17 protein-coding genes are annotated in these 23385 nt (G+C 50.9%); 9 read left to right on the top strand and 8 right to left on the bottom strand.

From position 1 onward, the window contains the following. Positions 1 to 7: 7 nt before the first annotated feature. The 4 genes from B2Q61_RS08780 to B2Q61_RS08765 form a co-directional block, all read right to left on the bottom strand. Positions 8 to 1114 (bottom strand): winged helix-turn-helix domain-containing protein, encoded by a 1107-nt coding sequence (locus B2Q61_RS08780; RefSeq protein WP_290618624.1) that lies wholly within the window; start codon positions 1112 to 1114, stop codon positions 8 to 10. Positions 1115 to 1170: 56 nt separating this feature from the next. After that, positions 1171 to 1737 carry a hypothetical protein gene (locus B2Q61_RS08775; protein WP_290618626.1) on the bottom strand — a complete coding sequence of 189 codons (567 nt, stop codon included), beginning with the start codon at positions 1735 to 1737 and terminating at the stop codon, positions 1171 to 1173. 132 nt (positions 1738 to 1869) lie between these two features. Next, complete coding sequence (locus B2Q61_RS08770; protein WP_290618628.1) at positions 1870 to 2466, bottom strand: DUF6064 family protein; 597 nt, start codon at positions 2464 to 2466, stop codon at positions 1870 to 1872. An 11-nt stretch (positions 2467 to 2477) separates the two neighbouring features. Continuing rightward, a complete protein-coding gene (locus B2Q61_RS08765) occupies positions 2478 to 3443 on the bottom strand; it encodes an aldo/keto reductase (protein ID WP_290619492.1) in 966 nt (321 codons plus the stop codon). Between the two features lie 170 nt (positions 3444 to 3613). On the opposite strand from B2Q61_RS08765, the gene B2Q61_RS08760 reads away from it, so the two are divergent. Then, the gene (locus tag B2Q61_RS08760; protein ID WP_290618630.1) at positions 3614 to 3859 is read left to right on the top strand and encodes an EF-hand domain-containing protein; all 246 of its coding nucleotides are present in this window, start codon (positions 3614 to 3616) and stop codon (positions 3857 to 3859) included. Here B2Q61_RS08760 and B2Q61_RS08755 read toward each other — a convergent pair. Both B2Q61_RS08755 and B2Q61_RS08750 read right to left on the bottom strand, forming a co-directional pair. Continuing rightward, positions 3813 to 4448: a hypothetical protein gene (locus tag B2Q61_RS08755; protein ID WP_290618632.1), complete on the bottom strand. Its 636-nt coding sequence runs from the start codon at positions 4446 to 4448 to the stop codon at positions 3813 to 3815. The genes B2Q61_RS08760 and B2Q61_RS08755 overlap by 47 nt on opposite strands. Before the next feature lie 37 nt (positions 4449 to 4485). After that, positions 4486 to 5259: a MipA/OmpV family protein gene (locus B2Q61_RS08750; protein WP_290618634.1), complete on the bottom strand. Its 774-nt coding sequence runs from the start codon at positions 5257 to 5259 to the stop codon at positions 4486 to 4488. A gap of 303 nt (positions 5260 to 5562) precedes the next feature. Here B2Q61_RS08750 and putA point away from each other — a divergent pair, with 303 nt between their 5' ends. The 3 genes from putA (at position 5563) to B2Q61_RS08735 (ending at position 11576) form a co-directional block, all read left to right on the top strand. Further along, positions 5563 to 9369, top strand: a complete 3807-nt coding sequence (gene putA, locus B2Q61_RS08745; protein WP_290618636.1) for a bifunctional proline dehydrogenase/L-glutamate gamma-semialdehyde dehydrogenase PutA — start codon at positions 5563 to 5565, stop codon at positions 9367 to 9369. Between the two features lie 358 nt (positions 9370 to 9727). Beyond that, the gene (locus tag B2Q61_RS08740) at positions 9728 to 11095 is read left to right on the top strand and encodes a hypothetical protein (protein ID WP_290618638.1); all 1368 of its coding nucleotides are present in this window, start codon (positions 9728 to 9730) and stop codon (positions 11093 to 11095) included. Between the two features lie 7 nt (positions 11096 to 11102). Beyond that, on the top strand, positions 11103 to 11576 hold the full coding sequence (locus B2Q61_RS08735) for a hypothetical protein (protein WP_290618640.1): 474 nt from the start codon (positions 11103 to 11105) through the stop codon (positions 11574 to 11576). A 94-nt stretch (positions 11577 to 11670) separates the two neighbouring features. Here B2Q61_RS08735 and B2Q61_RS08730 read toward each other — a convergent pair whose 3' ends face one another. Continuing rightward, complete coding sequence (locus tag B2Q61_RS08730) at positions 11671 to 13698, bottom strand: spermidine synthase (RefSeq protein ID WP_290618642.1); 2028 nt, start codon at positions 13696 to 13698, stop codon at positions 11671 to 11673. 209 nt (positions 13699 to 13907) lie between these two features. Between B2Q61_RS08730 and B2Q61_RS08725 the strand changes: the two genes are divergently transcribed. From B2Q61_RS08725 to B2Q61_RS08705, 5 genes are read left to right on the top strand one after another with little or no spacing between them, the layout of a single operon-like run. Then, the gene (locus B2Q61_RS08725) at positions 13908 to 15335 is read left to right on the top strand and encodes a YfcC family protein (protein ID WP_290618644.1); all 1428 of its coding nucleotides are present in this window, start codon (positions 13908 to 13910) and stop codon (positions 15333 to 15335) included. A gap of 12 nt (positions 15336 to 15347) precedes the next feature. Further along, positions 15348 to 17111, top strand: coding sequence for a bifunctional isocitrate dehydrogenase kinase/phosphatase (gene aceK, locus B2Q61_RS08720; RefSeq protein WP_290618646.1), 1764 nt, complete (start codon positions 15348 to 15350; stop codon positions 17109 to 17111). After that, positions 17101 to 18615, top strand: coding sequence for an NAD(P)H-hydrate dehydratase (locus B2Q61_RS08715; RefSeq protein WP_290618648.1), 1515 nt, complete (start codon positions 17101 to 17103; stop codon positions 18613 to 18615). Before aceK ends, B2Q61_RS08715 begins: the two co-directional genes overlap by 11 nt. Positions 18616 to 18674: 59 nt before the next feature. Then, positions 18675 to 21977: a sensor histidine kinase gene (locus B2Q61_RS08710; protein WP_290618650.1), complete on the top strand. Its 3303-nt coding sequence runs from the start codon at positions 18675 to 18677 to the stop codon at positions 21975 to 21977. A 36-nt stretch (positions 21978 to 22013) separates the two neighbouring features. Continuing rightward, positions 22014 to 22469 carry a YaiI/YqxD family protein gene (locus tag B2Q61_RS08705; protein ID WP_290618653.1) on the top strand — a complete coding sequence of 152 codons (456 nt, stop codon included), beginning with the start codon at positions 22014 to 22016 and terminating at the stop codon, positions 22467 to 22469. 8 nt (positions 22470 to 22477) lie between these two features. Here the strand turns inward: B2Q61_RS08705 and B2Q61_RS08700 are convergent, their stop codons facing one another. Next, positions 22478 to 23380, bottom strand: coding sequence for a pseudouridine synthase (locus tag B2Q61_RS08700; RefSeq protein WP_290618655.1), 903 nt, complete (start codon positions 23378 to 23380; stop codon positions 22478 to 22480). Between the last annotated feature and the right edge of the window lie 5 nt (positions 23381 to 23385).

The following is a 23385-nucleotide window of genomic DNA, read 5'->3' as shown; positions in this document are numbered from 1 at the left end:
GCGCTGGCTATACCCGCTGCAATCGGGAGGTTAATCCCAAAGTCAGGCCGGTAGTAAATAAGCCGGCTTCCAGCATGGCGCTGATTACGCCTGCGATACTGAAGCCTTGTGCCGGACTGAAAGCATCCAGCGCCAGCAAGCTACCAGCGGTTGCATTTGGAAATTCTGTCGCCAGTTGCGCCAGACTGCCTGCCAACAATACTCCACCGCCAAGGCTGATTAGTAAACCTGCCAGCAAACCGGGCACCGCGGCCTGAAACACAGCAACACAGTTAAAACGCTGCCGGCTGGCAGCGCGACGCGCAGTTAACAGTAACCAGTAACTTATGCCTGCTGCCAGGCCAATTATTAACCCCTCGGTGGCACCGGTAATATGCGCCGGGCTGCGCCCCAGAAATAACAAAAAGGTTTCCTGCAGCAATAAGCTGACAAAGGCACCGATTAGTAAGCCAGCGGCGCCACCACCAAGTAACAGATAGCCGAGTTTTTTGAGCTGCAGCTGCTTTTGCTGCTGCCCCGATGGCCGGATCAGCCACATTTTCGCCAACGCCAGGCCGGATGACACCGCGGCCCCGGCCAGTATTGCAATCAGCGTGGTAACCGTTAGCATCACCAGCAACACCGAAAGCGCCTGGCTACCGGTTGCCAGCGCCTGTGCTGCGCCAACCAGCCCATACAGCCCGCCGCCAATCAGCCCGGCTACAGCAGCCCCTAATGCCCCCTGCCCGGTTAAATGCCAAAGCAGCTGGCGCCGGCCCGGCTGCCCAGAGGGGTGTTCGACTGCTGCAGCCGGGCTTGAGCAGCTTACCGCGGCAATAAAGCGATAACCATGTTTGGGTACGGTTTCGATAAAACGGGGGGCGGAGGCGCTGTCCTGCAACTGACGGCGTAAATTGCGAATACACTGGGTAAGTGCTTCGTCAGTTACCACCGTGCCCTGCCAGACTTCATCAAAAAACCGCTGTTTGCTGATTAGCTTGCCCGCTTCCTGCACCAGTAATACTAACGCATCCAGATAACGGGCATTCAGCTCCAGTTGCTGGCTACCACACAACAACTGGCGCTGTGCCGGATCCAACACAAAATCGGCAAAATAATAACGCTGTGCCGTCATAAGACAATACTACTCCCGGCTTATGCAGCCCGATGGGCTACATTACAATGGCGTTATTATGCATCAGAAGCCGCGTTTGCGGCGAGTATTGTGCCGGCATTTCGTAATAACCCGGCTGCCAATAACCATAACAGCGCAAAAGCGGCATTGATAACCGGCGCAGCACCCAGCCCACCGACCTGGATTATTGCCTCTACTGCGATTTGCAAACCGGCAGTAAATAGCAACACATAACTCATACCCTTAGCTTTAAAGCGCACCAATAATCCGCCCAGTGGCACTGACGCAAGCACTGCCAGATACAGCAGATTCGCCGGATTATCTTCGCTACCAATTATGCCCACTGCCAGGTTTATCCAGATCAACAGCAACGAGGTTAATACGGCTACTGCCCAACCAGCGCGACCGGCACCACTGCGGTTAAAACGATAGCCAAGTTCAATTAATAAGCCGGTGCCAGCAAGCAGGATTCCGGCGGCCACAAAGTCGAAGCCGGTCCAGTTTACTTGTGCGGTAAATTGCATAGCGATTAGCGGTAGCAGCAACAAGCAGATAATCAGCCCCCAGCCTGCTATACGCCACGGGTTTTGCCAGAATGGTTTTTTAGGTGCAGATGTTTGCATCGCGTATTTCCTGATGATTGCTAAAGCTGCAGCATGACCTGACCAGACTGAAAATACATGAGCAAAAGATGAGGAAGTGCTGAGATTTAAAGGAAAAGTGTTGGATCCGGCAGATATGCTACTTAACCAGAACTAAGAGTTAAGCAACACCCACCAGGTCAGACCTGACACCACCAGCCACAGCAGCGGTATAATGGCGCTTAGCCACAATAGCCAGCCTCTTAGCAGTATCAGCAGCAGGCCCAGGGTGGCGATAGCGGTAGGATCAGCATAAATGCCAAACACCGCTGCCTGATACCAGGAGTCGCCGCTTAACAGGCCAATAAAAGGCCAGCCCACCAGACCGGTTAAGGCTAATATCAAACCGATAATGACCGCTGGCCGTTTGTCGGCTGCTGTTTCAGCAAGGCCTTTACCGCTTAGCGCAATACCCAGCAGCAATACCGCCTCGGCGATAAAAGCATAGCCAATATAGTTACCGGCCCAGTTCAGCTCAGCATAGTGGCGGAGAAAAAACGCCACGCCGACAACCAGCCACAGTGGTGCCAGCAGCATACTGCCGGCTCGGGCTTGATGTCGCAGTGCCAGCAGCAGCACTAATACACCCAGCAACAGCGTCGCAATATGCCAGGGCCAGTAAGTTTCACCAATCCGCTCTAATAGCCGCAGATAAACATCATGGCTAAAGGGGATAAATTGCTGCAACTGGTAGCCTGCACCGCCGCTCATAGCGTCTCCATTTATAAGGCAGCAACGTCGCGCTGCATCCGCTGCCGGCCGCTCGCTGACGGCATCGCTCCGCTACCCGCCCCCATATTTTCCCGCATATGAGCTACTTGCGTTGTGGCCGGAATGGCGCAGGTAATCGCCGGGTGGCTGACAATAAATTTCAGTAGAAAATCGGCCCAGGTAGTGCAACCGCACTCCGCCCGGGCCCAGTCGGGCAAGCGCTCGCCACGGCGTTGAATGCCTTTAATCAAACTGCCGCCATCAAAAGGCCGGTTGGCTATCACCGCTATGCCTTTTTCCTGCGCTAATGGCAGTAAACGCTGCTCCGCTTCGCGGTGCGTTATATTGTACGTCAGCTGGATAAAGTCGATATTCTGCGCTGTCATAATCTGTTCCAGCTCCCGATGGCGACGGCCATGCGAGGTGGTTATACCAATATAGCCAAGCTTACCTTCTGCTTTCATTTGTTGTAATGCGGCCAGATGCTCGCGCCAGTCGGTCAGGTTGTGCACCTGTACCAGATTAAACCGCCCGACCTGCCAGCGGTTTTTCAGCTCAGCCACCTGCTCACGCGCTGAGCCACCCGCCGGGCTCCAGACTTTTTCGGCCGAAAACAGGCTATCGGGTATGCCAAGCTTTTGCAGGGCATAGCCCATAACGTCCGGTGCCGAGCCGTACATTGGTGACGAGTCCACCAGGCCGCCGCCGTGCTCAAAAAAGGCTTTAACAACCTGGGTTCTGGCATCCAGCAACACCGGATCGCTACCAACATTAAAGGTGCGCCAGGTACCCATACCGATAACCGGCAGGGTGGTGTCAGCATTGCCAAGATTTTTTTTCAGCATAGGGTTATTGCCAGACTCAGACGGGTTTGCCAAAACCGGTGCGCCGATAAAAGGCAAAGAGGGCAATAAGCCCGCAGCGACTGCTGCTCCCAGTAATTTTAAGCTTTGCCTGCGGCTTAACCGAGTACGCATCATATGCCCCCTGTCCGATTGTCCCGGGTTGTTAGTGTGAAAATTTCAGTAAAGCATAACAGTCCCTGCGCAATGTCGCCAAACCAGCGGCAGCAAGCAACCGGCGTAGACAGATATTTCTGCGCCAAGTACACTGGGCCGGAATTTGACTAATTTATAAGGCAAGGCACGTGAGTACCGAAACATTAACTGAACAACAACAGGCAGAAATCAGAAGCGAATTTGAGTTTTTTGACCGTGATGGCAATGGTCAGATTGATATCACTGAGTTTATTGAACTGCTGACGGTACTGGCGCCGAAAACCAAAGCCAGCCATGTCGATGAAGGCTTTAAACTTATTGATAAAAACGGCGATGGTTTTATTGATTTCACCGAGTTTCTGCAGTGGTGGCAGCAGTGTTGGTGGGAGTATTAAGCAACCAGCCTGATTTTTCTTTTATAACATTCAGGTAATGCTGATAGCCTGCAGCATTAAAAGCGGCTGATGGCAGGTTCATAAAACCGTGCTGGTAGGCCGTTTTGCAGGCATTAACTGATGGTTTTTGCGACAACAATTGCAGCATGCTATCAACGTTAAAATGCGGCTCACTGGCGCCAAATATAATGCTCGCCGGAATGTCGGGTGTCAGTTTCAGATGATGATGAATTTGCCCCGGATAAAACAGCATCGCCTGTTTGATGTTGGCTGCCGCCGGCGTAGATAACGCCCGCCACAAGGCACTGGCGCCGGCGCTAAAACCAATGGCTAAATCAACCGGCTGCTGGATAGCTCTGGCCACAATACTGGCATAATTATCATGGCCACATTGCTCACTGTAAGCAGCGTAAGCCTGCTGTTCATCGCTAAAACTCTGAGTTTGCTGCTGATAGGGGTCAATAACTGTGATATTTAGTCTGCTGGCTGGCGTCTGATGGTGACCCATTTCTGCTAAATCCTGCAACAGCTGTTCCAGCCCGCGGCAATGGCCAAAAATGTCAGTAACAATCCCTATCTGCTTGCTCACCGCAGCTCCTTACTCAGAAAAACCCCGACAACACCATTCAGAAGAACCTCGACCAGGATAAAAATGCTGACACACCACTGTCACGGTCGGTTAACGGACTGTCGCTGATACTGCTGTCGTACCAGTGATGTTCGACACCCAACCGGGCCATGCCTCCCAACAACGGATTGCTCAGGGAGAGTCCGGCGTTATAGTTAACAGCTGATCCAGCACGATATGCCATGCGTTCAGCGGTCGCTTCATTCAGGCGAACGCCGTAGTAGTAATCCACCAAATTGCTGTCAGCATAGCTGACACCTAGTTTTGGCTCTAGCAGCAACGGGCCAAACCGAACATTATAGCCGACTGCCAGTTTTGATTCCTGACCTTTTGAATTTCCAAGCAGATCGACTACCGTCTCAGCTTCAAATAACCAGGATTGCTGGCGGAACTGCACAGCGATCCCGCCATCAAGCGAACTTTTGCGTTTCGCCATACCGGAAAACACGTTGCTGTCTGATTCGTCAAAACCGGCAAAGCGCGGCGCAAGCTTGGCGCTGACGCTAAAATTGCCTTGTTGTAACAGCTGATAGCTGACAAAAGGGCCATAAACCGACAGTTTCTCACCACGGTACCCAACCAGAGGTAGCGGAATAGTCCGTCTTTTGTAGCCACGATAAATCTCCTGGTTGATGCCGATACCCACGCCGTAAAGAAAGCCCTGTGGCGGTTGTTGCGCCGGTTGCCGCTGGCCTTGCTGAGCCTGAACCACACCACTTGTCAGCACGGTAAAGGCTAAAATCGTCGTTAAAACAAATCTGAATAGATGCATTTGCCAACCTTTAAATATTGGTTTACCTGAACTTGCAGCGAGTAACACTGTCAGGCTTATTACTGTAGCCAGATATACCCCGATCAGCCAGCTCGCTGCAAAGTTCTTCGCTAGTCTGGTATTTTGCCAGAAAAGGCAGCATTTTATAGGGCTGATTTGCGGTTACGCCGTGTAAACTAGGGAGAAATACTGCAATTAAGCCAGCACATTCTGCTACATTTTGATTAGTATGCACGCTTGCTTGCGTGTCATTCCCTGGGCTAGCGTACTTAGGGTCAGCCTCCATTTTGTTAAGGGTGAATTATGTTATTTACTGGTAATTTAACTACCGAATGTCCTATCAGACAGAAAATCCGTGACTACTACCGGATTGATGAAAACCAGATTATCGACATGCTGTTACCGCTGGCTGAAGTGGGCGTGAAAGCCCGCAGCCGGGCCTGGGAACGGGCACGGCAAATTGTTCTGAATATCCGTAAAGATCAGGATGGCCAGGGTGGTATTGATGCCTTGTTAAACGAGTTTTCCCTGTCCAGCGAAGAAGGCGTAGTGCTGATGTGTCTGGCCGAAGCTTTGCTACGGGTACCGGATAAAAAAACCCAGGAAGTGTTGATCCGTGACAAACTGGCTAATGGCGATTGGAGTTCTCATTTAGGTAGCAGCGAATCGCTGTTTGTTAACGCCTCATCCTGGGGTCTGCTCGTTACCGGTAAAATGGTCAACTACTCTGATAATAATAAAGCGGAACAATTTGGTATTCTGAAAAAAACCCTGGGCCGCTTAGGCGAGCCGGTTATCCGCCGCTCGGTTAATTATGCCATGAAAATTATGGGCAAACAGTTTGTCATGGGCACCACCATTGACGATGCCATCGATCGCGCTGCAGACACTGAGAAAAAAGGCTACGTTTATTCTTACGACATGCTGGGTGAAGGTGCCCGTACCATGGCCGATGCCGATCGTTATTATCAAAGTTACTTAACGGCTATTCATGCCATTGGTAAAGCCGCTAAAGGCCGTGGTCCGATTAAAAGCCCGGGTATCTCGGTAAAATTATCAGCGATCCACCCCCGTTATGAATTCAGCCACCGTGATCGGGTGATGTCTGAGCTGGTACCAAAATTAAAAGAATTAGTATTGGTCGCCAAAAGTTATAATATTGGCTTTACAGTCGATGCCGAAGAAGCTGACCGCTTAGATATTTCTCTCGATATTATTGAAGCTGTTTTCAGTGACCCGGATTTAGGTGACTGGACCGGTTTTGGCTTAGCCGTGCAGGCCTACCAGAAACGCGCTATTTTTGTCATTGAATGGCTAACTCAATTAGCCCGTAAAGTGGGCCGCCAGATCATGGTGCGGCTGGTTAAAGGTGCCTACTGGGATACCGAAATTAAAACTACCCAGCAAGACGGCCTGGATCATTTCCCGGTATTTACTCGCAAGGCTTCTACCGACGTGTCATACAAAGCCTGCGCCATTAAAATGCTGGAAGCCCGTGATGCCTTGTATCCCCAGTTCGCCACCCACAATGCGTACACTGCCGCCACCATTTTAGAGGTCGCCAAGGGCGATAACACCGGTTTCGAATTCCAGCGCCTGCACGGTATGGGCGAGTCGCTGTTCGATCAGATTGTTACTGAAGAAAAAATTCAGTGCCGGGTATATGCCCCGGTAGGTGAACACGAAAATCTGTTAGCGTACTTAGTACGGCGCTTACTGGAGAATGGCGCCAACTCGTCTTTCGTCAATGCTATTGTCGATACAACTCAGCCGGTAGAAGCGTTGCTGCCGGATCCGGTAGAAACTCTGCAAAGCCTGCGCAATAAATATAATACGCAAATTAAAATGCCGTTGGATTTGTACGGGGCTGAGCGCGCTAACTCCAGAGGTCTTGATTTGACCGACATTAATACCTTAGTGCCGTTCAAAGCGAACCTGGACCGCTGGCTGGAAGAAAATCTGCTAAGTGAAGATAGCCTGCCAGAGGGCGCTGTTGCGGTAAGAAACCCCGCCAATCATCAGGAGATTATTGGTCACGTTACTATGCACAACAGCGAGCAGATGCAGCAACTGCTAACTAATGCTGATGAAGCATTTAAAAGCTGGTCGGCCACTCCGATTGCGCAGCGCGCCAACCTGCTACGCCGCATCGGCGATATTTTAGAGCGGCACAATGACGAGCTGGTTGCTATATGTATTAAAGAAGCCGGCAAAGTGGCACAGGATGGCATAGATGAAGTACGTGAAGCCGTCGATTTTTGTCGCTATTATGCTGCCAGAGCAGAAGAGCTGGCAAAAGATGAACGTTTTGAGCCGCGCGGCGTGATTTTATGTATCAGCCCGTGGAACTTCCCGCTGGCCATTTTCTTAGGCCAGGTGGCCGCAGCTATTGTTACCGGCAATACGGTTATTGCCAAACCGGCAGAACAAACCAGTTTAATTGCCCTGCGGGCGATTGAGCTGATGGGTATCGTCGGCTTGCCAGAGCATGTAGTGCAGGCCGTGATTGCCCGCGGCAGTGACGTTGGCAAAACCATCGTGCCTGACAAACGGGTTCAGGCGGTGATGTTTACCGGCTCTACTGACACCGGCACCCTGATTTCGCAAACCCTGGCTAATCGCAACGACATTCAGGTACCGCTGATTGCCGAAACCGGTGGCCAGAATTGCATGATTGTTGACTCTACCGCGCTGCCCGAGCAGGTGGTAGACGATGTGATCAGTTCCGGTTTCCAAAGTGCCGGCCAGCGCTGCTCAGCGTTAAGAGTATTATTTATTCAGGAAGATGTTGCCGATGGCATTATCGCCATGCTCAAAGGTGCGTTAAAAGAATTGCATGTTGGCGATCCGGCCCTGCTTAGTACCGATATCGGTCCGGTTATTGATGCAAAAGCACTGAAAAACCTGAATGAGCACGTTGAGTATTTAAAAGACAAAGCCACTTTGCACTATGAATGCAAGATTCCGGACAATAGCAACAATGGCGCGTATTTCTTCGCCCCACGCTTGTATGAAATTAAAGATCTATCGGTGTTAAAGCGGGAAGTGTTTGGCCCGTGCGTGCACATTATTCGCTTTAAAGCCAAAGATTTAGATAAGGTTATTGACCAGATCAACGGCACCGGTTACGGCTTAACCATGGGTATCCATTCCCGGATTGAAGAACGCTGCGAATACCTGGCCAGAATGTCGCGTGCAGGCAACGTATACGTTAACCGCAACATGATTGGCGCTATTGTCGGTGCCCAGCCCTTCGGTGGTCGTGGCTTATCAGGCACCGGACCCAAAGCCGGTGGCCCGAACTATTTGCTGCGTCTGGTAAAAGAGCAAGCCTCGCCAGAAAATGTACAGATGACTAACCTGACACCGGATGAGCTGGATTTACACCATACTGCCGATGCTGACGCTCAGGTACAGCAGCTGATGGAAAATTCACTGCGGGACGAAAAAAAGTGGCGCGCCACCAAGCTGAATGACCGGGTATCAGTGGTTCGCCAGTTGCTGGCAAAAATTGCCACTGTTGATATTATTGACGAGCTGGCTGACGATCTGGGTTCAACGCTCTCTGATGCCCGAGCCCAACTGAACCGGCTGGAAAAACATATGCGTAAAGCCATTGTATTGCCAGGGCCTACCGGCGAATCGAACACCCTGCATTATGAGCCGCGTGGCTGTGTTGTGTGTTATGCCGATAAGAGCACGTCGTTTAATTTCTGGACCTTGTCGATTATTACTGCTTTGGCAGCGGGAAATACGGTTATTACTGTCGCGTCAGAGCTTTTTTATGACGAAGCCCAGGCGTTTCGCGATAAGTTTATTGCAACAGGCGTGGCCAAAGGCGTATTCCAGGTGGCACGGCCGGATCAGTTACAGTCTATTCTGGCCCATCCGCATTTAGCCGGTGCTGTGGTAGCCGCCCGTTCATCGCGGCTGGGTTACTTCAGTCAGCAACTGGCCAAACGTGAGGGGGCGATCCTGCCGGTAATTAGTGCCGAGTATTACGATACCCTGATTAAACGCTTAATCACCGAAAAAACCATCAGTATTGATACGACAGCCTCTGGCGGTAATACCTCACTGATGACCATGGTGGAAGACGACGAGTCATAAGGGGAATCTGCCGCTGATACCCGCTCAGCGGCAATCAGACATACTAGCAAAGCATGGTGGCTGGTGTACTTACGCAATAGCAGCCCAATAGCAGCATAGATGCTGCGCAGGCCGAAGGGGCACAGGGATGTGCTTGTTGAAGCCGGTGCAGTAAGTATTCCCCACTGCCCTGACATCTGCATCCTGTCCTTATCTATGCGTATTACCCTACCTTTATATTTTAACGCTACCGCTGGCTTTTTTATGTGCAAGCTCGATTTGCTGTTGACAAGCGCCAGCCAAGAAAACAAAATGCATCAATATTTAATAAATAGTTAACGATTGCCATATTGGCAGTGAAATAACACAGGCGCCACGGATGGAAACAGAAATCCCTGAAGAGTTAAAACCTCTTTTATTCGACGGTCAGCTGTTTTATGGCAAATGGGGCGAGTTGTTTTTTGCCAGTAAAAATCTGCTTACCTATGCCGATTTAGGTGAGTCCTCTCAGGTAAAGTCGGTACGGGACAATATATACGGCCGCTACTTTTTGTCTGACATAGAGCCAAAGTGGCAACGTGACAGCATCATGCGTGACCTGTACCGCTACGCCAAACCCTGGTTAACCGATTTATCAGGCCTGGACAGCCAGGGCTTAATCAACGAGCTGCTCACCATTTTTCAGCAAGACGCACTGCGGGTATGGCAGCTTACCGATGGTTGGGCTACCCCACCCGAACCTGTAGGCGGCAACGAATACCGCCCGGCAGGCAGCAGTTCAGATGCAGGCAATTTGGGTAGCGCAAGCTCAGGTGGCAGTAATTCAGGTTCTGGCAGCAAAGCCAGTAAGGCCAAAGGTGGTGGGGCCACTACCACTCAGCCGGTAGCCGCAACAACAGCCGGGCATGAGACTGGCAGCAACTCAAATACCAAACCGTTAATTCCGCCGCAAAGCCTCGCAGACTGTGCAGCGTTACTTAAAATCGCGGCTGATGACTTAGCAACCAACGGCTACGTGCCTAAATACTCAGCTGCAGAGCTACGAGCCATGGCAGCAGCCGGCACGCTGCCAAATGACCGCTTTCTTGTTAGGTTCAGTCCGACAGCGGAGTCTGCGGATCAACCTATTGGCCATATGCGGGATTCGGGACGTCACCCTTTGTGGATGTCTACTTTTGATATGCTGGAACGGGCAGATTCAGACCCTGCGCTTATTGCTGATGTATTTGGTACCAAATACGATCCAAATAAACAGTACACGCTATACATCATAGATCGGGGGCAGGATTACCTTACTGACGGTTCAGATACTTTTGTGCCAACGTTCGCTAACATGAGGTCAAAATTAAAAAAAGAGTTCGCCGGAGATATCGAGCCAGGAGTCGTTGATCAGGTAATGACGCCTGAATATGCCGGGGAATTCCGCAGGCATTGGCAAGCTTTTAACGCTGATGTCATTGCCAATGGCAAGAGCTGGCAAGCAACGTTTGACACCGACGAAGCTGAACAATTTGCGGTAAGACACTTTTCTGATACTAATGAACAGGAAAAATTTGTCGCCCGGCAAAAAATTCTCTCGGAAATTGGTGCATGGGAAATATTTACCGGTGATGGTGTAACAGAAATGTACAGTAAAAAAGGTGCACCGGGTGCGTTAGAGGTATTAGACATTCAACACAAGCCAGAGACCCTCAGAATACTAGAGTCTCGCGACACAGTTAAAGCTATCCGCCTCAGCGGGAAATAATGAAACTATGAACAACATGATGCTTTTAAATACGGTTACAGCACAAGCAGCATATCGTCATCTGATGGACGAAAAGCTGGATGACAGCGACAATAAATTGGTTCAGTATTTTGCTGACGATACAATGTTGATTATTTACCGGATCAGCAAAGGCAAGCTGTACGACACGGAAAATCAGCTAGAACTGCCTCTTGCTGCTTTACCCTGGCTTCATGACACCATTATTAACGGCTTTTGGCGTCTGCCTTCAGCAGGCGGCTTGCCGAAGGATCAGCATAGTGTGTCCGCCACTTTTGACGGAGAGGATATCTTGCTGGGCCGCAGCATGAACGCAGGTGACTATGGCAAAACAGGCTTTAAAATTGTAAATAAAAGCCGCAAGTCGCACATTATGACATCGCGACCACAAGAGTTTCAGATAACAGATGACCGGGTCGAGCAAGTACTGCTTCCACTATTTAACCAATTAGGCGTCGGTTAGTGTAGGCCCAACCACAACCAAACGGCTGAAAATACGTCGCAGGCTTCAAGGAGTACATCCTTGTGCCCCTTTAGCGTGCGAAGCACGCCATGCGTTACTTTAATACCTGCAGTAAATTACTGCGCTGATCTGTCCAGCTTACTTCGGGGTTAAGCGGCAGCGGCCAGGAGCTGAGTGCCTGTTGTATGGCCGGTTGCCTGACAAAGCGCTGATTGTTGGTTAGCAATACCCACTCGGCGGCCGGGCTGCTGCCCTCTGCCTTACTGGCAATAAAGTATGCCTGCAAGCCTAGCGTTGCCGCCTGATTACGCAGCAAGCTGGTCAGATCCAGATAATTATTTGATACATGTACCGCCAGCACGCCATCGCTGTGTAAATGCTGCCAATACAGCTGCATGGCTTCGATGGTCAGCAGGTGCTGTGGAATGCTGTCGCTGCTAAAGGCATCCAGTACCAGCACATCAAATTGGGCGCTATTCTGGGTTAACTGCTCTGCCAGGGTAAGACGGGCATCACCGGCGATAACCTGGATCGTTGCCGCACTGTCCCTGAGATAACTGAAATACTCAGTAGCCACTTTAATAACGGCCGGATTAAGCTCGTAAAACTGCATGCTGTCACCTGGCTTACCATACACGGCCAGTGCGCCCGCACCCAGGCCGACCAGGCCAAAATGACGGTGGCGTAACTGATTAATATTACGGGAAGGGGCCGCCGGCAAAAAATACTGCATCGCTAACGCAGCGCCTGTGCCAGGGCGGTAATAACTTTGTGCCACGTTCGACAAAGGCGGCTCCAGGTACTGGGCTCCATGGCTGGTAGTGCCGTCGATTAGCTGACGCTGTTGCTGACCATCAATTGCCAGATCCCGCACCACCAGGCTGCCGTAAAAATTACGTTCGCTGTACACATTATGCTGGCCTAACTGCCATTCAAGACCAACAATACTCAGACTAAAAAGCACGGCGCCACTTAGCCACAACCCTTTTTGCCAGGAGGGCCTGGCCTTGCCGTCAGGCCAGAGCATTAACAGGTATATTGCCAGCAATACCAGTAAAAACTCCCAATACTGAGCAAACAGCAGCGGGGCAGCTAAGTTTACCGCAGCGCTGCCCAACACACCGCCGGTTGCCAGTAACAAATAATAGCCGGTTAAGTATTGTGGTTCAGGTTTTAAGCGCGCCAGCTCGCCATGACATAGCATGCAGCCGCTGAATAAAATGGTCAGGTACAGCAGCAATTGTGAAATAAGATCGAACTGGCGCCCCAGATAAAACAGCAGCAAACCAAATACCATACTAAGACAGAATACATACAGCCAGAGGCTGCGTTGATACCAGGCTGGCTGATTGAATACCACAATATAACTGATTAAATATAAGCAGAGCGGCAGCACCCATAAAAACGGCACCGGCGGCACATTTTGGGTAAGTTGCTGGGTGACGGCCAGCAACACCACCACGCCACAGGCCGACAGGGCCAGCCAGTGCAACGCAAAGCGTTTATTGACCCGGGCACTGACCGCCCGGATAGCCGGCGACAACTGGCCAAGCTCACGCCACATCAGCAGCAAACAGCAACAGGCAAACACGGCAAAGCCCAGCACCCAGTACTGGCGCTGTTCGCTCAGATTGAATAACGGCTCCATGATAAACGGATACGCCAGCAAACCACCCAGCGAGCCGGCATTAGACAACGCGTAGAGCCGGTAGGGTGAGCGTAACGGAAACCGGCCAGCAAACCAATGCTGTAGTAACGGCCCGGTGGCAGACAGCAGCAAATATGGTAGGCCAACCGTCATCGTTAACAGCAGTAAAATGGCAGCCAGGGGACTAACCGCGATCTCAGGGTTGATATTTGCCCGCCACAGCAACGGCAAACAAAGCAGTGCCAGCAGCAATAAACTGCTGTGCACCAGCCTTTGTTGTTTAGGCGTCAGATAACGACTAAGCAAATGCGCATAACCGTAGCCGGCCAGCAACACGCTCTGAAAAAACAGCATACAAGCGGTCCACACCGCCGCACCACCACCAAAATAAGGTAGCAATTGTTTTGCTAGCATCGGCTGCACCAGAAACAGCAACGCGGCACTTATCAGAATCGTCAAAGGAAACAAGGCCAAAGCAGGCTCCACAAAATACAACAGTGTTAAAAGCCGCCAAGCCTATACAAACGCAAGCCCACAGGCAAGTAGCAGCATAGGATGGAGCGTCGCAGCGAAAATTTGTGAGCCGGCCACGCTTGCGGTAGACTCCCGGGTTTTACATCAGAATAACGCTGCGTAAACCGCACATTTAATAAGCAATATTTTAGTTATGGGAATAATAAACCATGGGAAAATTTAAAGTACCTCATACCCTCACCTTGCTGTTTTCGATGATGGTAATCGCGATGATTGCCACCTGGATAGTGCCGCAGGGCTCATTTGAAATGCAAACCCTGGAGTCTGGCCGGCAGGCGGTGGTACCCGGCACGTTTACCCTGGCAGAAGATAAAAACTATCTGACGCCGTGGCAGTTATTGACTGCCATCCCGCGCGCTTTTGCCAGCGCTCAGGATGTTATTTTCTTTGTGATGATCTTAGGCGGCGTATTGTCGATTGCCCGGGCTACCGGCACGGTGGATGCCTTAATTGGCCGGATGCTGGAACGCTTTGGTGAAAAGCCGCAGATCTTAATCTTTATGGTAGTGTTTTGCTTTGCCATGGCGTCCAGTTTTATTGGTACCGCCGGCGAATATATTCCCTTCGTATTAATTCTGGTGGCGTTATGTAAGGCAATGCGGCTGGACGCGATGACAGCTGTAGGTATGACAGTAGCGGGTTATGGTATCGGCTATGGTGTTTCGGCGGTAAACCCTTTTACAGTTTTGATTGCTCAGCAAATCTCTGAGATCCCGCCAATGTCGGGTAATTGGTTGCGCTTTGCTATATTTGTGCCATTTGTACTTATTGGTTTTCACCATGTCTGGAGCTATGCCAAAAAAGTGCTGGCCAACCCGGCAAACTCAATGGTCGCCGATTTACCCTGCCCGCTGGGAGATGCAAAAGCCGTCGATTATCCCAGGTTGGTATTAAAGCACAAACTGATTTTAGCCAGCTTTGTCGCGACCATCGGCCTGGTAGCCTATGGCATAAAAATACATGGCTGGTATTTGTATGAACTTAGCGCCTGCTTTATTGCCTGGGGCCTGGCAACCGTGGTGATCAGCAGACTTGGCGCCGATGTCGCAGCTAAAAAGTTTATAGACGGCGCCATGGAACTGACCACCACCGCTATCCTGATCGGAGTTGCCCGCGGCATATCTCTGGTCATGGAGGATGGTCAGATTTTACACTCGCTGGTGCATGGTATGTCGCTGCCGTTATCTTATGTTGGCGCCGAAATTGCGGTAGTCGGCATGCTGCTGATTCAGACCTTACTTAACTTCTTTATCCCTTCAGGTAGTGGCCAGGCCTTTGTCACCATGCCGTTAATGGTACCGCTGGCAGATTTGCTGGAAATTCCGCGTCAGGTGGCCGTGCTGGCTTATCAGTTTGGTGATGGTTTTTCTAATATGATCATTCCAACCAATGCCATTTTAATGGGGATTATCGGCATTGCCGGTATTCCTTACGGCCACTGGGTGCGCTTTTGTCTGCCGCTTATTGTTAAATTGATGCTGGCGGCATCACTGGTGCTGGTGCTGGCTGTGGTATTTGGTTATGGTGATGACGTCCAGCCACCTACCGCGCAGGTGGTCAGCAGCAACCAACACTAACTGAGTACCGCTATGAGCCAGACCCGGCAAATTGCTGAAATGATCCTGCGGGGCTTTCGCAAACACTTTCAGCTGTTTCAGAAAGTGACAGCCAAAGCTAAGCAACGGTTTGAACAAGCCGACTGGCGAGCTTATCAGCAGGATAGCTCAGAGCGGATTTCGTTTTATGATCAGCGGGTTGCCGAAACGGTAGCTGAACTGAAGCAGGCCATGCCATCGGATTGTCTGAACGAGTCACTTTGGCAGCAGGTGAAACAGCAGTATTTGCAATATCTGCTGTTTCACCCACAAGCAGAACTGGCAGAAACATTTTATAACTCGGTGTTTTGCAGGCTGTTCGCCCGCAAGTACTACCACAATCAGAATATTTTTGTTGAATCAACGCTAAACCAGCAGCATCTGCCAGCGCCGATCTCATCGGTATATCAAAGCTACTTTCCGGCAGAGGATGGCTTAAAACAAAGTATCCGCCGAATTGTCGCCCACTTTGCTTTTACCACCCCTTTTATTAATCTTGAACGTGACATTCGCTACATTGTTAAGAGCTTTATTCATCAGTCAGAGCATGGCCGTTATCCGGTACACCAAATTCGCTTTGATATGCTTAAATCTGTGTTTTTCCGCAATAAAGCGGCTTATATTGTCGGCCGGGTGGTTACCCCCGATGGCCAGCAGCCGTTTATTATTCCGCTGTTGCATCAACAAGGTGCTGGCTTATACCTTGATACCCTGCTGACCGATCCGCAGCATATGAGTATTATATTTGGCTTCTCCCGCGCCTATTTTATGGTGCAATGCCCTGTTCCCTCCGCACTGGTGCATTTTTTACGGGAATTACTGCCACATAAAACCCTGGCCGAACTCTATGCCAGCATTGGCCTGCATAAACAAGGTAAAACCGAGTTCTACCGCGAGCTGTTAAGCCATTTAACCAAAAGCAATGATCAGTTTGTTGCCGCCCCAGGTATTCGCGGCATGGTGATGATGGTGTTTACCCTGCCCTCTTTCCCTTATGTTTTTAAAGTTATCCGCGATAAGTTTGCCCCCAGTAAGGAGTTTGGTCGTGCTACGGTCAAAGCGCGTTATCTGCTGGTTAAAAAGCATGATCGGGTAGGTAGAATGGCAGATACCCTGGAGTATTCTGATGTAGCCTTGCCAAAAAACCGATTTACCCCGGAACTATTGCAGGAGTTAATCGCCACAATTGGTGGATCGCTGCAAATCGATGACGAACTTGTGGTGATTAAACATTTATATATAGAACGGCGGATGGTGCCCCTGAACATTTATCTGGAGCAGGCCAGCGCAGCTGAAAAAGCAACCATCATGGCTGACTACGGCAATGCCATTAAAGAAATGATCGCTGCCAATATTTTCCCGGGCGATATGTTACTGAAGAACTTTGGCGTAACCCGGCATAAACGGGTGGTATTTTATGACTATGACGAAGTACAGTACTTACTGGATGTCAATTTTCGCTCATTACCTAAATCCGATAATTTTGAAGACGCCATTAATGCCGAGGCAAATTGCTGCGCCGCACCAGGCGATGTATTCCCGGAGCAAATGGCCACCTTTGTTACCCCGCAACCAGAAATCCGCCAGCTGCTCTTTGGCAAGCACCCCGAATTATTGGATGCGGCTTACTGGCGGACCAAACAACAGGCTATCAGCAAGGGCATAGTAGAAGATATTTTTCCTTACCCGGATAACCTGCGATTCTGTCTGCGCTATGCTAACGATGATATTACCAGTGAGACAAACAATGCCAGATAATACCTGCACCACTGACTTATTTCCGGTAGACATCCACCAGCAACAAGCGCTGTATACTGCACAAAGTATTGTTAAGGTGGAACAACAGGCGATAACTGAGCTTGGCAATAACGGCGGCTATGTTCTAATGCAACGGGCCGCGGCAGCGTTACTTAAATTGCTGCAGCAACAATGGCCAGCCCCCCGCACCATTCTGGTGTATGCCGGCAGTGGCAATAACGGTGGCGATGGCTACTTACTTGCCGCACTGGCCCGGGCCAGTGGTTACGATATCAGGCTGTTGCAACATGGTGACCATAGCAGGCTTGGCACAACAGCTAAGCAGGCAGCCTCAGCAGCAGCCAAAGCTGGCGTGCCATTGGTAGATGAATTCCCCGACGCGCAGCTGCTAGTTGATGCGTTATTTGGGACGGGCCTGAACCGGCCACTGGATAAGCCAACCCGCGCGCTGATAACGCAAATTAATCAAAGTGGCAAACCGGTGCTGGCTGTGGATATTCCAAGTGGTCTGAGTGCAGATAGCGGCGCCGCCATGCCAGTTGCAGTAAAAGCCAGCACTACCCTGAGTTTTATTGGTATCAAATCCGGCTTACTCATGCAAGATGGCCTGGATCATTGTGGTGAGCTGTGGTTAAGCCCACTGCAACTGGACAGCGCGCTTGCAGGCACTAAGCCAGCATGCCAGAGTATTGCGGCTGGATCATTACGCCACAGACTGCCGCAACGAGCCGCTAACAGCCATAAAGGTCACTTTGGCCACGTCCTGGTAATTGGAGGGGATCACGGTTTTGGCGGTGCGGCAATGATGACGGCGCAGGCCGCGGTGAACTGCGGTGCAGGTATGGTAAGTTTATACAGTCGCAGTGAGCATGCCGGCGCTATGCTGACACGTCAGCCAGAAGTGATGGTAAGCAGCACAGATTGTGCCCGCCTGCTGCAAACAGCCGATGTTATTGCTATTGGCCCTGGTCTTGGCACACAAAGCTGGGGCCAGGCATTAATGGTGCAAGCACTGGCTACCAACAAACCCATGTTGCTGGATGCTGACGCTCTCAACTATATCGCTGGCCTGGCAGAGTCAGAGCTGGCGACGCTAAAACGGCAAAATTGGGTTTTAACTCCCCATCCCGGCGAAGCCGGCCGTTTGCTGAAGTGCAGCGGCCAGGATATTCAGCAAGACCGGCTGGCAGCTATACGTAAGTTGCAACAGCGCTTTGGCGGCGCTATTCTGTTAAAGGGCGCGGGCACCCTGATTTCTGATCAAAGTGGCGACGTAAGGTTGTTGGCTGCGGCCAGCCCTGCTCTGGCCAGCGGCGGCATGGGCGATGTGCTGAGCGGTATTATTGCGGCCCTGTTAGCACAGGGGTTAACTGGTGTGGATGCCTGTCAGCTTGGTGCCTGGTTACACCTGAATACCGCGGTCCGTCTGGCCAGGCAACAACCACATCCCTGGCTGGTGGCCACGGATTTAATACCACAATTAAAACTACAGTTAATTAATTGATTTTTAATAAAAACAGACGTAAATTTAACCTATACCGCTAACACCAAGAGCACTACGCCTTGATCTATCGTTTTCTGACACAATTTGCTCTGGTCCTCCTATTTTGTGTAACCAGCCTGGTTTTACCACTGCCTGCAGCGTTAGCTCAGCACGCTGACAGCGAACAACAGGTCGCGGCCTACTTCCCTCCGGCCAGTGAGTTTTTTGTCAGCATAAGTGACCAGCAGCAAATTCCCGACAATATTGTCACCAAACTGGCGCAGGACAGTTATGGCCGCTTGTGGATTGGCAGTGCCGGCGGTCTTGTCCGCTATGATGGCTACCGTTTTCGCCGTTACTTGCAATCCAGTCCGCTGTCGCTGCAAAATAAAAATCTCATTAACAATAGCATTGCCGGTAATTTTGTCCGGGATTTGCTACATGCCAGTGATGGCACCTTATGGCTGGCCACAGCCCCTGGCGGCATTCAACGCTACGACAGCGGTAATGACAGTTTTTATCAACCCAACATTACCGCACCGGGTATCGCTGATGATTTTGGCTCTCAGGTACAGGCCATAACTGAGGATAGTAATGGCAACATTTGGTTGGCAGGAAACCAGGGCATGGTACTGCTTAATCAAAATGGTCAGGTGATGCAGTTTGTACCACCACAGACAGAGCTACAGGACATAAGAGCGTTATTGACCGATCCGCAGGGGAATTTATGGATTGGCAGTCGGCACGGCTTATTTCTGTTACCCCCTGGCAGCGCCGGGCCGCAACAAATACAAACCTCAGGCATTGAGCTGGGACAGGTATTAGCGCTGGCCCGGGTGGCAAATGAGATCTGGCTGGGCACAGCCGGTGCCGGGGCCTTTGTAATTCAGTCCAATCGAAACCTTAAGCCAGTAACAGAGACCATTGCTGCCGACAATACCCCGGGCCCGGTATACGATATTCTGCAAGTGAGTGACGATGAAGTCTGGCTGGCGGGCTTTGCCGGAATTATGCGTGTTAACCCGACCAATAAAAAGCTGCTGGGTTATTATCAGCATGATATGTCAAATTCCTTCAGCCTGGCCCATCAGGATGTGCGAACCTTGCTGAAGGATCGGGCAGGAAAAATATGGCTTGGTGGCTATGGTGGTGGCTTACAGCGCTTTGACGGCCAGGCTGGCGTTAGTACTCTGCGGCAAAGTCTGGTCGATGATGGCAGTATCAGCAGTGGAAATATCAGCAGTGTACTCGAACTGACTAATGGCAGGATCTGGCTGGGTAGCCGTGGCAAGGGGATTGAGGTCATTGATCCCATTAGCGGCATTGTCGCCCGTCACCAGCCACAAGCAGATACTCCCGGAAAATTAGAGCATGGCTGGATTACCGCAATGGCCGAACAAGCCGATGGCACTATCTGGCTGGGGGTCAACCCGGGGCAACTATATCGCTACACTGCCGGTAGTGGCCAGTTCAGGTTAGTGGGGCCTGAACAAGGGATCTGGCGCACCAATGTTCGTACCCTGTTTATTGATAGCCAGCAACGACTCTGGCTGGGGAGCAGTACCGGGGTGGCGCTATGGCAACCACAGCAACAACGCTTTGTCCGGATCAAACTAAACAACGGTGAACCTTTACAGGATTATATTAATGCCATCGTTGAAGACCATAATGGCAATATCTGGCTGGGTACCGGTGCCAGCGGACTCTATCTGATCGAAGCTGATACTGCTGCTATTCCTACCGGTCAGGAGATAACAAGCGACCAGATCAGCAGCATTCATGGCTTACTGAATGACAGTCAAAACCGGCTGTGGCTGGATACCCCGGTGGGCTTGTATCAGTTTAATTATAGCCAATATCAACAGCGTAAACCGGCGATGCACAAAGTGAGCTTTGCCAATAGCAACTTGTCGGAAGATTTTGGCGCTAATTTACTGGAAGACAGTCTGGGCAATATCTGGTCGGCGAAATACCGGTTTAACCCGGAAACTAACCGCTTGTACCGCCTTACCCCGGCGGATGGTGTCGATATAGGCACCCCCTGGTATCGCGCCTATACCAAAACCCAAAATGGGCTGTTGTTGTATGGTGGCAGTAACGGACTATTGGTGATCGATCCCGCACAATTCAGTCCGTGGCAGTACCAGCCGCAAGTGTTGCTGTCAGAGCTCAAAGTGCATGGGCGCAGCCGACAGCTGGCACCTGAGCAGCGCGCCATTACCCTCGATGCGGACGAGCGCAGTTTCAGCGTCGAATTCAGCGCCATGGATTTATCTGCACCGCAACAGTTAGAGTATCGCTACCGACTGCAGGGCCTTGATCAGGACTGGCAATATTCTGATGCCAGTCAGCGAATTGCCAGTTATACCAACCTGTGGCCAGGCCACTACACGTTACAAGTTCAGGCTACCAACCGCACGGGTCAATGGAGCGAGCAGCAGACCGAGTTGCAACTCACCGTCAAACCGGCGTTCTGGCAACAATGGTGGTTTGCTATGCTACTGACGCTTGGCGTGCCACTTGCGATATACCTGTTGATAAAAGTGCGGACACAGGTGGCAAAATCACAGGCCAGAGAACTAGCCAGACTGGTAGAAGAGCGCAGTCAGCAGCTAAAAATTGCCCAGCAAAGCTTGCTGGAAAATGAAAAAATGGCTGCGCTGGGTCAAACAGTGGCTGGCGTCGCGCACGAAATCAATACCCCGGTTGGGGTCAGCATTACCGCAAGCAGCGCGTTGATGGGAAAACTGGCAGAATTAAAGCAACATTTTGCCAATAAAACCCTGAGCACCAAAGCCTTTAGTCAGTTTGTCAGCGACAGCGAACAACACCTGAATCTGATTAACTATAACTTGCAACGGGCTGCAGATCTTGTTACCCAGTTTAAACAACTGGCCGTAAATGAAACCGCGACGGATACCGTAAACATTAAACTCAAGCCCTGGCTGCAGCATCTGATTGCCAGGCTTAATCCACCCAACGCCGCTGTTGGCATCATTTTGCAGTGTCCGGATAATCTAACGTTGCAACTGCGGGCAAGTGCCCTTGCCACCGTGCTGACCCACCTGCTGGAGAACGCGTTACTGCACGCTTTTGAACCGGATGATCACGGTGAGATACGGCTGGAAATTCAGCGCGGCAAACAGCAATTGCAGATTAAAGTCGTCGATAATGGCAAAGGTATCGATGCCAGTGTTCAGGATATTGTATTTAACCCCTTTGTAACCACCCGTCGGGCTAGTCAGAGCAAAGGACTAGGCCTGCATCTATGTTACAATCTGGTTACTCAGGTTCTAAACGGTAACATTGAAATGAAAACCACAGTGGATAAAGGAACTGAGTTCAGCCTGGCGATCCCCTTGCCACCTAATGACAAACATTAATGAACATTATGAATGAAAAACTAAGTGAGCAACGCAATGAAAATATGGGTTGATGCAGATGCCTGTCCGGTGGTAATTAAAGACATTTTATTCAAGGCTGCCATCAAACGACAAATCAGCACTGTGCTGGTGGCGAATCAATCAATGCGGGTGCCGCCATCACCTTATCTCAGCAGCCTGCAGGTAGCCCATGGTTTTGATGAAGCTGACAACGAGATCGTCCGCCGCTGTCAACCAGGCGATCTGGTGATTACCGCCGATATTCCGCTGGCGGCAGATATCTTAGCCAAAGGTGGCCGGGCGCTGAACCCGCGGGGTGAGCTTTACAGCACTGACACCATTAAACAAAAACTAACCATGCGCGATTTTATGGATACCCTGCGCGGCAGCGGCGTGCATACCGGCGGGCCACCGCCGTTAACCCAGAGCGATCGCCAGGCGTTTGCCAATCAACTGGACAAATTACTGCAGCAGCACCAGCAAAACCGCTAGTCACGCAGCTAAAAAGGCCAGGCGCTAAGTAACTGCTTACTGCAAAAATGATATGGCTGACCACTGACCGGATCGGTAAAGCTTAGTTGTTTTGCTAACAGTTGCAGTGGTGTCGCAAACTGGGGCGGCTGTTTCGGCAATAACTGCGGATAATAGTTATCATATAAAATAGGCATCCCCAGACTTAACATATGCAGCCGCAGCTGATGGGTTTTACCACTTTGCGGCGTTAATTCAAACATGCCCAGCCCGCCGTCTTTCGCTACAAGCGTAATATCAGATACCGCATTAACCTCGCCCGCCACAATGGCGTTGATAAAGCGCGGCTGACTTTTTTCAATCCGGTTTTCAATATGCCAGTGCTGTGGTAAATCTGCCTGCCACAGCGCTGCGGTTAATCTGGCCACTGCTTGATACTGCTTTTCGATAGCGCCGTGACTAAACAACTGATAATACGCCGCCCGGCTATCCGGGTTTACAGAAAATAGCACCAGCCCGGCGGTATCACGGTCCAACCGGTGTACCGGCACTATATCAGCACTACCGGTATCGTGTTGTAAGCGGGCCAGTAAGCACTCATTAACATAGTCGCCGCCCGGGGTAACCGGTAAAAAGTGCGGTTTATCCGCAACAATAATATGCTCATTCTGAAAGATAATATGATGAGTCAACGGAATCACCGGCTCTGCGGCAACTTCGCGGTAATAGCATAGTCTTTTACTTGGCAAGAAGGGCGTTACCGGCGTTACCGTATCGCCACTAAACCAGTACACTTTGCCTGCTGCCATCCGCTCGCGCCACACGGCCTCGCTGATAAACGGAAAACGGCTGCATAAAAACTGCAACACCGTATCCCAGCCATCGTTAATCGCTGGCAAAGTAATTTCAGAGGCCTGGCGGGCTATCGACATAACGT

The sequence above is a fragment of the Arsukibacterium sp. UBA5043 genome, assembly GCA_002415085.1.
Lineage (GTDB): Bacteria > Pseudomonadota > Gammaproteobacteria > Enterobacterales > Alteromonadaceae > Alishewanella.
The sequence above is the reverse complement of the archived record's forward strand: the minus strand, read 5'-3'. Positions and strand labels throughout refer to the sequence as shown.

Excerpts from the sequence above, each read along its gene's own strand:
- B2Q61_RS08780 (WP_290618624.1), bottom strand. The coding sequence starts at position 1,114 with ATGACGGCACAGCGTTATTATTTTGCCGATTTTGTGTTGGATCCGGCA.
- B2Q61_RS08775 (WP_290618626.1), bottom strand. The coding sequence starts at position 1,737 with ATGCAAACATCTGCACCTAAAAAACCATTCTGGCAAAACCCGTGGCGT.
- B2Q61_RS08770 (WP_290618628.1), bottom strand. The coding sequence starts at position 2,466 with ATGAGCGGCGGTGCAGGCTACCAGTTGCAGCAATTTATCCCCTTTAGC.
- B2Q61_RS08765 (WP_290619492.1), bottom strand. The coding sequence starts at position 3,443 with ATGCGTACTCGGTTAAGCCGCAGGCAAAGCTTAAAATTACTGGGAGCA.
- B2Q61_RS08750 (WP_290618634.1), bottom strand. The coding sequence starts at position 5,259 with ATGCATCTATTCAGATTTGTTTTAACGACGATTTTAGCCTTTACCGTG.
- putA (WP_290618636.1), top strand. The coding sequence starts at position 5,563 with ATGTTATTTACTGGTAATTTAACTACCGAATGTCCTATCAGACAGAAA.
- B2Q61_RS08740 (WP_290618638.1), top strand. The coding sequence starts at position 9,728 with ATGGAAACAGAAATCCCTGAAGAGTTAAAACCTCTTTTATTCGACGGT.
- B2Q61_RS08735 (WP_290618640.1), top strand. The coding sequence starts at position 11,103 with ATGAACAACATGATGCTTTTAAATACGGTTACAGCACAAGCAGCATAT.
- B2Q61_RS08725 (WP_290618644.1), top strand. The coding sequence starts at position 13,908 with ATGGGAAAATTTAAAGTACCTCATACCCTCACCTTGCTGTTTTCGATG.
- aceK (WP_290618646.1), top strand. The coding sequence starts at position 15,348 with ATGAGCCAGACCCGGCAAATTGCTGAAATGATCCTGCGGGGCTTTCGC.
- B2Q61_RS08715 (WP_290618648.1), top strand. The coding sequence starts at position 17,101 with ATGCCAGATAATACCTGCACCACTGACTTATTTCCGGTAGACATCCAC.
- B2Q61_RS08705 (WP_290618653.1), top strand. The coding sequence starts at position 22,014 with ATGAAAATATGGGTTGATGCAGATGCCTGTCCGGTGGTAATTAAAGAC.
- B2Q61_RS08700 (WP_290618655.1), bottom strand. The coding sequence starts at position 23,380 with ATGTCGATAGCCCGCCAGGCCTCTGAAATTACTTTGCCAGCGATTAAC.